Genomic DNA, 12,584 nt, shown 5'->3' on the forward strand with positions numbered 1-12,584 from the left:
GCTGGAGGTTACGCTATTGGACTATAGAGGTCACAGAAGGCTGACCGGCAATTATTTCGGATTTCTTTTGGCGATAACGAGAACTTTGCCCAAATCGAGCTCCTTCTCGTAAAATGCCGCTTCCGCCGCACTGAAGCCGAGCGAAGTAATCTTGAACCGGAGAGCATCGCCGCGTGAACGGAAAAGGTTAGCAATCGCACCAAATAACCCTTCTTCGCTGAGCCCGACCTCATTCACGTCTGCAGCATCCACGATACGGCCTTCACGGTTTTCATCGTGACTGATCACGTAGAGGTCATCTCTTGTATAGCCGCTGCTACGCAGCCGATTCACTTCTTCTATCGCCTGAACACCATTCTCCAGCAACTTGGCATATGCCTGTGTACCGATTGAATCCATGAAATCACTCTCCTTGTATTGTTTAAGAGGGCAACGCAGTTAAAAGATGACTGAGCATTCATTAACCTTAATTGCCGCCCTTGAAACAGCCTCAGAAAGAATTTCCGTCAAATAAATCAATACCCTCCCATTCTCCGGTATTCATATTGCGGTAGACTTTGAGCGCTGCACTTCCTCTAATATATACATCGCCGTCCTCGGCTTCAAAATCCGGTGCCCCCAATGTCTCCTGCAGGCTGGCAGTCACCGGATTCAGTTCCTGACCGTTAAGATTCAGGCCGAACTGTTCTGCCTGGGAAGGTGAAGCATGTACATAGAGGACAATGCCCCCACAAACACCGGCGGAGACGTCAGCATATTGATATTCCAGGCAATCTCCCCAAGGGTCCGGAGTAATCTCAGGCGGGATACCTTTGGTCTGCAGCAGCGCTTCTTCCGGCATATACAGGGTAACCCCGGCCAGAGACTCGAAACTGCTTATGTAGGGAACTGTATTGACACTATGCTCAAAGGCGAGCATTACCGGCGGTTGCACGGTTGCCGAAGAAGCGGCAGGGACAGTCTCAGCTTGCGGCGGAATGGTGATAAAGGGAGAAAGCAGACTAAGCAAAAGAATAACGATTTTCATGTAAACTCCCGCCTCTCATAAGCTGTAATTACCCTTGGCCTGAACCCTGCGCTACTTAACCTGATTAATGGCGGAACTTCTGCCAGATGGCGGCTGCAGCATCCACGCCCTTAAGCGCTGTTGCTATTTTACCCTTGGACTTGCTTTCGTTTACCGCTTCATAGGATTGAATAGTTCTTTCTTCGGACGGAGTAAGCGGAACTTCTGCAATGGATACAGATTTGGCCTTATCCTTCAGTTCACGTGATTTGCGGAATTTCTCAATGACGGTTACCGATACCTGCTTCACGGTCAGTGTCAGTTCATTCATTACATCACCGAGGTTCTTCACAGAATCGACAATAGGATCAATCTTCTGAATTTTGCCCTGAACATCGGCAGTGATATCGTTGGCATGTCTGACCGTTGTTTTCACTTCATAAGTAAGCTCATCAATGGTCTTTTGCACTTCCTGCAGAGTCTGACTGACCTTGTCGAGGGATTCCTTCGCTGATTTCAAGGTTTTAATTAAGAAGAATACGAGGACTGCGAATGCAACAGCAACTAGTGCTACGCTAAGTTCAATGATCATTTCCATAACCCCTTCCGAATGTCTTATAATGTCGTTTGCTCTGCCTGTTACTGCATAGTTACCCTTACGGAATTAGGCCGAAACAAATTGTCAAGCGCCTTAAAGACCATTCCCTTCTGTTTGTTTCAAAATGATAGGCACCGTTTAAACAATGACTACATCACCACACAGAAAGGATGACATCTCATGTTAAGATGGTCAGTAATTCTGCTGGTAGTTGCTCTGATTGCCGGTATCTTCGGTTTCTTCAATATCGTGGCAGCCGCTGTAGGCATTGCCAAAGTATTGTTCTACATCTTCCTTATTCTCTTCGTTGTTTCGCTCTTTATGGGACGCAGAGGAAGGTCAATGTAGTCATTCATTCCGCTAACTAACTGCAAACCAAGCATTGCTGTAGAGCCTGAGGCTTCCATGAGAAGCCCCGGGCTTATTTCCATTTATGCACATTATTCCGCTTGATATATCCTATTCACCCTTCAGAAAGTATAGGCCTTTCCTCTCAGGTTGTCACTCGCCCTCAGAACCAGAAATACAAGGCCGCCCTGGCATAAAACAAAAATAAAATATTTCATCCCGATGTCTGGTTCATTACATACACTTTATGTTTACATGCTTATTAGCACAGTACAAACATGGAAAAGTAAACCACTAAACCAAAATCAGGAGGAATCATCGATGAAAAAATTAGCCAGCTTAACAGTAGCAATGGGTCTTATGGCTTCCATAGCAGCAACCGCTTCAGCTGCTGAAGTAACAGGTACAACAACTACTACTACACCTACTTCTGATGCAGCAGTGTCTGTAACCGGAAGTACATACCTGGAGCCATTCGACACTGTAATCACTCCAGCAGACATCAAACTAGCGACTCCTCAGATTATCCTGACCAAGATCACTGCTTTTCACCTTTCCGTGGGTAGCATGGCTCCTATCGGCTGGCTGGGTGCGCAGACTGTCGATACTACAGGTGTAATCATGACCGATACTTGGGGCAATGAGTGGAGAGAAGTATATACTTGGCTGGGCAAAGCTTGGCTCAAGGTTCCTGCATCCGCTTATGTAATTACTCCATAAATACTTAACGATAAGCGAAGTCATAACAGCTGATGTGCTACCTTTGCTATGACTTCGCAGTTGGTATACTCAAGAGGCCCATGGACCTTAGTCCTGACGGCCTTTTTGCCTGTGTATAAACAGGAAACGGGGTTATCCTTTCAGTAGAAGAATCTACTGAAAGGATAACCCCACAAAACATCCGCCCTAGTTAGTTCACCCGTCACAAACTTGTACTACTGCCGCTTCAAGCTCTCTATATCCCCCCCCACAAAACATCCGCCCTAGTTAGTTCACCCGTCACAAACTTGTACTACTGCCGCTTCAAGCTCTCTATATCTATTGTTATATTAGCGGATGACCGAGCCTCCATAAAGGAAACGGTTCATCCAAGAAGCGCTTAATTTGTCTACTCTTACGCCGCCGGATGATACGGAATACGTCTGTAATAACTGCCCGTCTCCCAAATACATCGCTACATGCGTAATTCTTGCTGCAGACTTGTCGATCCCCGCATAGGCGGAAGCCGAGCTTCCTTTATAATCCATGAAGAACATCAAATCACCGCGTTTCAACCCAGCAATGTCCGTTACTACATTACTATTCTGCTTCACCCAGTCTCCCTGCTGCCGGGAGTCGGCAGGCAGCTTCAGATTCGCTGCATCCATGAAGATCTGGCGGATGAAATCCGAGCAGTCGAACGTGCTGGTATCACTCCGGCTGGACCCGTACTCATACGGTGTACCGAGGTAGCCCATGCCTGCGGCTATTACACTTTCAATCACAGCAGCCTGCGGCGGAGCCGTAGGAACTGGCGTAGGTGCAGGTGCAGGTGTCGGTATTGGTGTCGGAACAGGCGCCGGAGCAGGTGCTGCCGTTGCTTCAATATATTGATCCGCCGAGCTTGTATATCCGGTTGTACCGTTAGCTGTTCTTACTTTGTACCAATAGCTATTGGTTTCTTCCAGGATCGTTACCTGGTCATTCTTATATAGGTATCCCAGCACTTTACCGCTTGTGTAAGGTGTCTCCCGAAGACGGACCGTGGACTGGATGACTGCCGTTTGTACTGCAGGTGTAGCCACCGGAGCCGTAATCACACTGATGTATTGGTCTCCTGCACTGGTGTAGCCAATCTCACCGTCAGCAGTTCTGACTTTGTACCAATAGCTGTTAGTCGCTTCCAGAATCGTTACCTGGTCTCCCTTACTGAGGTACTTTAATACTTTACCGCTGGTAGATGGAGTCGTGCGCAGCCGGACCGAGGATTCAATTACACCTGTCTGTACCGCCGGCGCAGCCAAAGACGAATTGGCAGAAGCCGATGCGGCGAAGGACTGCTGAGGACTCAGCACTCCCAAGGATAGTGCAAGTGTTGCTGAGACCAATAACGATGCTGCCAGTTTCTTATGTGATACGATCATAGCGTTCCCCCGCTTAGCGTATTGAGAATTCAACAACGGCGCGCGCTACGTTTGTTGCTTTCTGCCCTCATTATAGGCTTGCCCGGGATTTGGAACATGCTCCAAATTTCACAAAAAACCTTTCCATCTTATGGTAACAACCAGGTCTATAGTCTCGATTCCTCCTTGGATTTGGTGGAAATTACAGCTAACTAGGAGAAATTAAGGAATGTTAATCTTTGGGTTCAACGTGAACCTGCACATTCATGATGTTATGCAGCTTACTCATCCGCTCTTCGATAGAGTCACTGATGGCATGGCCCTCCATCACCGTCATCTGCGCATTCACTTGCACCACTACATCAACCAGCACATGATTGCCATGAACCCGGGCTTTCAAATCCTTGATGCCCTCCACTCCCGGCGTCCGGGCAATGGTGCTGCGCAGATCAAGCAGTTTATCTTCGTCAAAGCCGTCAGTCAGCCGGTAAGTGGAGTCGCGGAATATATCCCAGGCCGTCTTGGAGATCAGCAGTCCTACCGCAACAGCAGCAGCGGAATCGATCCAAGGAAGGCCGAATTGGGCTCCGACAATTCCTACAGCAGCTCCGATACTAACCATGGCATCCGAGAAATTATCCTTGGCTGCAGCCATCAGCGCATTGTTGTTAATCTGCTTCGCCAAACGCTTGTTATATATATATACCCCCATCATAGCTACGGCACACACCAGGGCAACTCCCGCCGACCAGAGCTGCGGCGTTGCCTTCGCCCCTTCAAACAAGGATCGCACCGCTTCCACAATAACCTGAATGCCGACCATGGCCATGATAAAAGAAGCCATCAGCGCAGCGACCGTCTCGGCCCGGAAATGCCCGTAGGTATGATCTGAATCCGGCGGCTTCCGCGAAATGCGCAGACCAATCAGCACGGCCAGTGAAGCCACAATATCGGTCAGATTGTTGAAGCCGTCTGCCAGGAGTGCACTGGAAGCGAACAAGTAGCCGCAGACCAGCTTGAAAGCAGACAAAATCAGATAAGCGACAATACTGACCAGTGCGCCTTTTTCTCCTTTGCGTATATCTTCATAAATATCGGCCATCCCTGCTACCCCCTGTCAATCTCCATCCTTACCACATAAATACAGGAAAACTTTCTTTGAGTTATTCTTGCCCTTGTGGCAGCATTTAAAAACAATTAGAATAAGGAAAAGGACTTGCTGCCTAAGGGGGTTAACATAATGAGCGAGAACAATGATAAACCAAAAATTAATTTGGCCGAGGCGATCCGCCAGAAGCTTGAACAGAAGAAACAGCATGCTTCGGGTAAACCGGGTTCAACTTTCCAAGCCGGTTCCGCGAAACCGCTGAAAAGCCAGAACAATAAGAAGCCAAACAATCAGCGCCGTCGTACAGGCGGATCCTAGGCTTCTTACACTCTTATATGTGAACATAAACGGCTGCGTTATCCCTTCCGGGACGACGCAGCCGTTTTCGTATGAACTCATTACTGTTCATCCTACCTATATCTAGTTCTTAAGCCTCTACAGGGTACATCCGCGCACGCATTTCCTTAATTTCCGGATTCTCCAGATATTCATCATAGCTCATCGAGCGGTCAATGACACCAGCCGGTGTAATTTCAATAATACGGTTGGCGATTGTCTGGATGAACTGATGGTCATGGGAAGTGAACAGGATGGTGCCGTCAAAGTCAATCAGGCCGTTATTGAGCGCTGTGATCGATTCCAGATCCAAGTGGTTGGTTGGCTCATCGAACACGAGCACATTCGCCCCGTTCAGCATCATCTTGGCCAGCATGCAGCGGACCTTCTCGCCCCCGGACAGTACGCTCGCCTTCTTCAGTGCTTCTTCACCGGCAAACAGCATCCGGCCCAGGAATCCGCGCAGGAAAGTTTCATCCTGATCCTTGGAATACTGGCGCAGCCATTCTACCAGGTTCATATTCACACCGTCGAAATAACTCGAGTTATCCTTAGGGAAATAAGCCTGGGTTGTTGTAACGCCCCAAGTATATTCACCGGCATCCGCTTCCTTCTCGCCCATAAGGACATCGAACAGCAGTGATTTCGGCTGGGAGTATGGACCTACAAAGGCAATCTTATCGCCCTTGTTCACGACAAAGCTGACTTCATCCAGCAGCTGCTCACCGTCAACCGACTTGCTCAGTCCGCTGACCGTAAGCAGCTGTTTGCCGGCTTCACGTTCAGGCTTGAAGTTCAGGAACGGATATTTACGGTTGGAGGGACGGATATCGTCCAGTGTAATTTTCTCCAGCTGCTTCTTACGGGAAGTAGCCTGTTTCGATTTGGAAGCATTAGCCGAGAAGCGCTGGATAAAGGCTTGCAGCTCCTTCATCTTGTCTTCCTTCTTCTTGTTCGAGTCGCGCTGCAGGGCCTGGGCCAATTGGCTGGACTCGTACCAGAAGTCGTAGTTGCCGACGTACATCTGGATTTTGCCGAAATCGATATCCGCAATATGCGTGCAGACCTTGTTCAGGAAGTGACGGTCATGGGATACCACGATAACGGTGCCTTCGTAGTCCATGAGGAAGTTCTCCAGCCAGCCGATGGATTCAAGATCCAAATGGTTGGTAGGCTCATCGAGCAACAGGTTGTTCGGACGTCCGAACAGGGCTTGCGCCAGGAGTACCCGGACCTTTTCGTTGCCGCTGAGTTCGGCCATTTTCTTGTCGTGCATTTCGCGCATAATACCAAGTCCGATCAGCATCGCAGCAGCATCCGGCTCTGCATCCCAGCCGTTCAGTTCAGCGAATTCGCCTTCCAGCTCACCGGCGCGAAGTCCGTCAGCTTCCGTGAAATCGCTCTTGGCATACAGGGAATCCTTCTCCTTCATGATCTCATAAAGGCGGGTATGGCCCATAATTACCGTTTCCAGTACCAGAAATTCGTCATACTCGAAATGGTTCTGTTTCAGTATAGCCAGACGTTCACCGGGTGTAATATGCACATCGCCGATGTTGGCTTCGATCTCTCCGGACAGGATCTTTAGAAAGGTCGATTTGCCGGCGCCATTCGCGCCAATCAGACCATAGCAGTTGCCGGGTGTGAATTTTATGTTTACGTCCTCAAATAGTGCGCGTTTTCCGTAGCGGAGTGTTACGCCGCTTGTGCTAATCATTAAGCATTACCATCCTTTTCACTTAGGGTTCCGGCTCATTATAGCATAAAATCAAGGCAAATGGCCCGTAATTGTAGCCCTTTAAGGGGCATCTTTGCCCTTTTCCAGGCAAATATCTTATCAAGTGGAAACAACTTTGCCGTCCTTTTAAGGAAGGCACCGTTTCAGCGAGAAATAGAAGGATAAGTTATCGTGTGAAACATATAATTTCTTATATTTTTAAGTAGAAGGGTTATGCGGGCCTCCTACCGGTCAGCCGCCGGCAGTTATTGTCCGGGCGGGCGCTCTTCGGGATGCACTACCAGTGTTTCCCCATAACCTAATGTACGGATACGTTCCTCGCTGATCCCTTGTGCCACACGCGCCAGCTCCATCCGGTCCAGCGCTTCGCGCGCGGTGTCATCAGCCAGCCGGAACGTCCCGAAATGCATCGGAATCATGAGCTCTGCCCCTACATCCAGGAATGCCTGCACAGCCTCCTCCGGATTCACATGCTGGGAGTTCATGAACCACTCCGGCTCATAGGCCCCGATTGGCATCAGTGCGACATGCAGCTTAAAGCGGCTGCCGATCTCCTTGAAGCCCGGGAAGAAGCCGCTGTCTCCGGCAAAATACAGATTCGGCGGAAGCTTGCGCTGCCCCTTGCCCTCTTCGCCCTCCGGATGCTTCTGCGGGTTCGCCGGCTGAAGCACATACCCGCCCCAGTGCGAGGAATTCGTATCAAACGGTGTCCGCCGGGTCCAGTGCTGGGTCGGGACAAAGGTCAGCTTGACGGCACCGAGCGTAAGCTCCTGCCACCACTGCATCTCCAGGCAGTCCGGGAACCCTTTGCGGAGCATTTTGCGCTTCAGTCCTTCCGGGACCACAAGGGTCGTCGTTCCTGCCCGGTACAATTTGCGGATGGAAGCGATGTGCAGATGATCATAATGGGAATGGGAAATCAGGATAAGGTCTATCGGCGGAATATCGCCAAGGGGTATCCCCGGCTGCCCGATCCGCTTCTCAAACCCCAGTCTGCGCGCCCAGATCGGGTCCGTAATGATATTAAGTCCTTCATATTGCAGAAAAAAAGTGGAGTGCCCGATCCACGTAATCGTTGTTTCCAGCCGGTTTCCGGCCAGATAACTCAGCTGCGGCGGATGATTCGGCACTTTAAAGGTATAATCCTTTTTCTTCCGGCGGCGTTCCTCGCGCCATTGGCGGAATTCCTTAAGCGTTTTATCGGTACTTACATTATCGATGTTGTTATAGCGTATTTTAGCCATGGTTGAAACCACTCCTTATAACCGCTCTGCCGGATCTCTCTGGTGCGGCAAAACAGATACTCTAACTATAGGATTCCACAGAGTCATTTGCAAAATCACAGAGGTGTGCAGGTGCGTACATGAGTGTACCGATGTGTAATGCCATCCCTTACAAATGTTACCCATTTGGCCCAAACGGAAACGTCAGCGTATAATAGAGGATTAATAAATCTACCGCACACAGCGGTTATGAATCAAGAAACCCGGAGGCAACAGCGGCCGGAAGTCCAAATGTACACCGCAGTAACGACTGGGCTGGAAGTTATTATCTTATGTATATCTTATCTATACTAATATTTTAAATTTTAGCGGGTTCAGACCTCTGCCCTTTTGTGTTCCACCGCTGAAATGATGTAAAATGCGGTTAAAGAGCACGGTGCTTATGCCACTTATCAAAGAGGAGCTGACGTATGAAGATCACCTTTATTGAACCGACTCCAAGTCCAAATACGATGAAGCTTCACCTGGATGAAAGTCTGGAACCCGGCATCCGCCGGACCTACACGCCGGAAAGCCGGCGCTCTGCCCCTTCCTGGGCGCAGGATATGCTGGAAATTCCGGGCGTCACCAGTATCTATCACGCTGCCGATTTCGCGGCCCTGGAACGCAAGGGCAGTGCCGATTGGGCCGCTATTCTCCGCGAGGTCCAGAACCGCTTCGGCGCGGACGGCCTCGCCGCCGATTTCAGCCTGGAGGATGAGAACGCCGGCGCCCATTTCGGGGAAGCCCAGGTGTTCGTGCAGATGTTCCGCGCGATCCCGATTCAGATCCGCGTCAAGACCGGCGCGAAGGAGGAGCGCATCGCCTTGTCGAGCCGCTTCACGCAGGCGGTGACCGATGTGGCCAGCGCCGTGCTGATCAAGGAGCGCAAGCTCACCGATTACGGCGTACGCTACGGCGAGCCGCCGGACATTGCGCGCGAGGTCGAGCAGGAGCTGGAGGCGGCGTATCCGCAGGAACGCCTCGACTCCCTCGTGCAGCAGGCGATCGCGCACGGGGCTGCCGGCGAGTTCGTCGAGCAGCGGCACAAGAAAGAGCGAACGCCTCGACTCCCTCGTGCAGCAGGCGATCGCGCACGGGGCTGCCGGCGAGTTCGTCGAGCAGCGGCACAAGAAAGAGCAGGCCGAGCTGCTGCGGGACCTGCATGATGAGGACTGGCGCGTGCGCTACGCCGCGCTGGAGGATCTGGCGCCGAGCGAGCAGCTCCTGCCGGAGCTGCGCACGGCGCTGCACGACCCCAAGCTGCATATCCGCAGATTGGCGGTCGTGTACCTTGGCGACATCCGCACGCCAGGTGCGATGGAGCTGCTCTATGAGGCGATGCAGGACAGCGCCCCCGCCGTCCGGCGCACCGCCGGCGACACGCTGTCCGACATCGGCGACCCGGCAGCGACGCCGGTGATGACGGCGTTGCTGAGTGACGCCAGCAAGCTGGTGCGCTGGCGGGCGGCACGCTTCCTGTATGAGGTCGGCACGGCCGAAGCCCAGGAAGCCCTGAGCATTGCGGCCGAGGATCCTGAATTCGAGGTCGGGCTGCAGGCCAAGATGGCGCTGGAGCGGATTCTGTCCGGCGAAGAGGCCGCAGGCACCGTCTGGCAGCAGATGTCGGAGCGCCGGCGGACCTAACGTCAACCTGCCGTAATTTGTCATTGCCTGCGAGGCGAAGTTGCATTATACTGATTCCTGTTGTTCATATCGTTACAAGATAGCCTCATCATACCTAGGATGAGGTAGAGGTCGCGGATATAAAGAGTACGCGCGTGGAGATGCCTAAGAGCCATCTATGATACGTGCCGAAAGGAATATCCGCCGAAATCCGGGCTGCTGCTCTTAGTTTAGCAGCGCGGATTGGGGCCGTCAGCCGAAAGGCGCGGAACTGTCACCGTGTACTTGCCTGTCAGGAAACTGCTGGAATTGCACCGTGTTGCGCTATCTTAACAGGGAGTATGATGCGGAGCCTATAATCAGGAAACCGCAGCGTCCGTCTGCGGTTTTTTTGTGTGCATAACGCTAAGCAGAAGACACAGGGCCAAGCAGGCTGCAGCAACTCCCCGCTGTGAACCGAACCTACAACTTAAAGGGAGTGTCCTATTCATGCAAGCGAAGCAAGAGAAGCAGCCGGCAGTACAGGCAGGTAACGCCAGTACTCCGGGCCTGCGCAAAACATTCAAAGCAAGACATCTGACCATGATCGCCCTGGGCGGTTCCATCGGAACCGGGCTGTTCCTGGCCAGCGGCGGTGCGATCGCCTCCTCCGGTCCGGGCGGAGCACTGCTTGCCTATACCGCAGTCGGCATCATGGTCTATTTCCTGATGACCAGCCTCGGTGAGCTCGCTACCTATTTGCCGGATTCCGGTTCTTTCAGCACGTACGGAACGCGGTTTGTCAGTCCCGCCTTCGGCTTCGCCATCGGCTGGAACTTCTGGTATAACTGGGCGGTAACGATAGCAGCGGAACTGTCGGCTGCTACCGTCATTATTAAATACTGGTTCCCGGACAGCCCTTCCATGCTCTGGAGCCTGTTGTTCCTGCTGATCATGTTCGGCCTGAACTTCCTCTCCTCGCGCGGTTACGGCGAGTCGGAATACTGGTTTGCCATCATTAAGATTATCACCGTCATTGTCTTCCTCGTTGTCGGTGTCCTTATGATCTTCGGTATTATGGGCGGCAAGGCGGTGGGACTCAGCAACTTCCAGCTGGGAGGCAGCTCGTTCCACGGCGGCTTCTTCGCCTTCGTCGGCGTCTTCATGGCCGCCGGATTCTCCTTCCAGGGGACGGAGCTGGTCGGGGTCGCTGCGGGCGAGAGTGAGAATCCCCGCAAGAATGTACCGGTAGCCATCCGCCAGGTATTCTGGCGCATCCTGATCTTCTATATCTTCGCCATTCTCGTAATCGGTCTGCTCATTCCTTATACCAATCCCGATCTGCTTCGCGGCGGGATCGATGATATCGGTGTCAGCCCGTTCACGATCGTCTTTAACAAAGCCGGACTGGCAATTGCCGCTTCCGTAATGAACGCCGTCATCCTCAGCTCCGTGCTGTCTGCCGGTAATTCCGGGATGTACGCCTCTACACGTGTCCTGTACGCCATGGCGAAGGACGGCATGGCTCCGCGTGCCCTTGGCAAGCTGAACCGCAGAGGCGTGCCTGTAGGCGCGCTGCTCGTGACCACAGCTGTCGGCATGCTGGCCTTCCTCGCCTCCTTCTTCGGAGACGGCGCGGTTTACAACTGGCTGCTGAACGCCTCCGGGATGTGCGGCTTCATCAACTGGCTCGGGATTGCCGTCTGTCATTACCGCTTCCGCCGTGCCTTTGTCAAGCAGGGGCATTCGCTGGATGAACTGCCTTACCGGGCGAAATGGTTCCCGTTTGGTCCGCTGTTTGCCTTTGCCCTCTGCATGGTGGCTGTATTCGGCCAGAACATGGGCGCCTTCACCGGTTCCAAGATCGACTGGTACGGCATTCTGGTCTCTTATGTCAGCGTACCGCTGTTCCTGCTAATCTGGCTGGGCTACGGCTGGTTCCGCAAGAGCAGCATTGTCCCGCTGGACAAATGTGATCTGAGCACTCACGCAGAGTAACTCTTTGCAGGTCATATATTCAAGCGCCTAGCCTATATACAACAAGTGGAAACGGCTACGCCGTCCTTTAAAAGGATAGCGTAGCCGTGTCAGCGAGAAATAGAAGGTTAAGTTATCATCTGAAACATATAATTTCTTATATTTGAACAAAATCTCCCTTACGGGTGAAGCAAGCTGAGGGCTTGTGCGACCTATCTCGCATTTGGGTAAATCAAGCGCACTAATGCTCCTCATTTGCTCCTTTGGCTCTCATTCGGGGAATTCAAGGGCACTTCTGCTCCTCATTTGCTCCTTTGGCTCCCATTCGGGGAATTCAAGGGCACTAATGCTCCTCCTTTGGCTCTCATTTGCTCCTCGGTCAACGTCCAGGAAAATCAGAGGGATTTATCCCTTTAGTTTCACCATACAGCCGACTTTCGGTGGAATTAGAGGGATTTATCCCTTTGATTTCACCATACCGCCCACTTTCGGCGGGTTTAGAGG

11 protein-coding genes, 1 pseudogene and 1 riboswitch are annotated in these 12,584 nt (G+C 51.9%); of the genes and pseudogenes, 5 read left to right on the plus strand and 7 right to left on the minus strand.

The window, feature by feature from the left end; translation table 11 throughout:
- Positions 1 to 51 precede the first annotated feature (51 nt).
- The 3 genes from QW71_RS32180 to QW71_RS32190 form a co-directional block, all read right to left on the minus strand.
- On the minus strand, positions 52 to 399 hold the full coding sequence (locus QW71_RS32180; protein WP_039309265.1) for a general stress protein: 348 nt from the start codon (positions 397 to 399) through the stop codon (positions 52 to 54).
- Between the two features lie 91 nt (positions 400 to 490).
- The gene (locus tag QW71_RS38395; RefSeq protein WP_052770495.1) at positions 491 to 1,027 is read right to left on the minus strand and encodes a hypothetical protein; all 537 of its coding nucleotides are present in this window, start codon (positions 1,025 to 1,027) and stop codon (positions 491 to 493) included.
- Between the two features lie 64 nt (positions 1,028 to 1,091).
- Entirely contained in the window at positions 1,092 to 1,598 is a 507-nt protein-coding gene (locus tag QW71_RS32190) for a DUF948 domain-containing protein (protein ID WP_039309267.1), read from the minus strand.
- A gap of 186 nt (positions 1,599 to 1,784) precedes the next feature.
- On the opposite strand from QW71_RS32190, the gene QW71_RS39420 reads away from it, so the two are divergent.
- Positions 1,785 to 1,952, plus strand: coding sequence for a DUF1328 domain-containing protein (locus tag QW71_RS39420; RefSeq protein WP_039309270.1), 168 nt, complete (start codon positions 1,785 to 1,787; stop codon positions 1,950 to 1,952).
- A 321-nt stretch (positions 1,953 to 2,273) separates the two neighbouring features.
- Positions 2,274 to 2,672 (plus strand): hypothetical protein, encoded by a 399-nt coding sequence (locus QW71_RS32200; RefSeq protein WP_039309272.1) that lies wholly within the window; start codon positions 2,274 to 2,276, stop codon positions 2,670 to 2,672.
- 329 nt (positions 2,673 to 3,001) lie between these two features.
- Here QW71_RS32200 and QW71_RS32205 read toward each other — a convergent pair whose 3' ends face one another.
- Both QW71_RS32205 and QW71_RS32210 read right to left on the minus strand, forming a co-directional pair.
- The gene (locus tag QW71_RS32205) at positions 3,002 to 4,075 is read right to left on the minus strand and encodes a C40 family peptidase (RefSeq protein ID WP_039309275.1); all 1,074 of its coding nucleotides are present in this window, start codon (positions 4,073 to 4,075) and stop codon (positions 3,002 to 3,004) included.
- Between the two features lie 211 nt (positions 4,076 to 4,286).
- Positions 4,287 to 5,156: a cation diffusion facilitator family transporter gene (locus QW71_RS32210; RefSeq protein ID WP_039309277.1), complete on the minus strand. Its 870-nt coding sequence runs from the start codon at positions 5,154 to 5,156 to the stop codon at positions 4,287 to 4,289.
- A gap of 138 nt (positions 5,157 to 5,294) precedes the next feature.
- Here QW71_RS32210 and QW71_RS32215 point away from each other — a divergent pair, with 138 nt between their 5' ends.
- The gene (locus QW71_RS32215) at positions 5,295 to 5,480 is read left to right on the plus strand and encodes a hypothetical protein (protein WP_039309279.1); all 186 of its coding nucleotides are present in this window, start codon (positions 5,295 to 5,297) and stop codon (positions 5,478 to 5,480) included.
- A 109-nt stretch (positions 5,481 to 5,589) separates the two neighbouring features.
- Here the strand turns inward: QW71_RS32215 and QW71_RS32220 are convergent, their stop codons facing one another.
- A complete protein-coding gene (locus tag QW71_RS32220; protein WP_039309280.1) occupies positions 5,590 to 7,215 on the minus strand; it encodes an ABC-F family ATP-binding cassette domain-containing protein in 1,626 nt (541 codons plus the stop codon).
- Positions 7,216 to 7,481: 266 nt separating this feature from the next.
- A complete protein-coding gene (locus QW71_RS32225; RefSeq protein WP_039309282.1) occupies positions 7,482 to 8,480 on the minus strand; it encodes an MBL fold metallo-hydrolase in 999 nt (332 codons plus the stop codon).
- Positions 8,481 to 8,929: 449 nt separating this feature from the next.
- On the opposite strand from QW71_RS32225, the pseudogene QW71_RS37445 reads away from it, so the two are divergent.
- Positions 8,930 to 10,145, plus strand: a pseudogene (locus QW71_RS37445) (virulence factor).
- A 97-nt stretch (positions 10,146 to 10,242) separates the two neighbouring features.
- Positions 10,243 to 10,459, plus strand: a riboswitch (Lysine riboswitch).
- A gap of 154 nt (positions 10,460 to 10,613) precedes the next feature.
- Positions 10,614 to 12,101 carry an amino acid permease gene (locus tag QW71_RS32235; protein ID WP_047014097.1) on the plus strand — a complete coding sequence of 496 codons (1,488 nt, stop codon included), beginning with the start codon at positions 10,614 to 10,616 and terminating at the stop codon, positions 12,099 to 12,101.
- The last annotated feature ends 483 nt before the right edge of the window (positions 12,102 to 12,584 follow it).

Source organism: Paenibacillus sp. IHB B 3415 (genome assembly GCF_000802655.2).
Classification (GTDB): Bacteria; Bacillota; Bacilli; order Paenibacillales; family Paenibacillaceae; genus Paenibacillus_AQ; species Paenibacillus_AQ phytohabitans.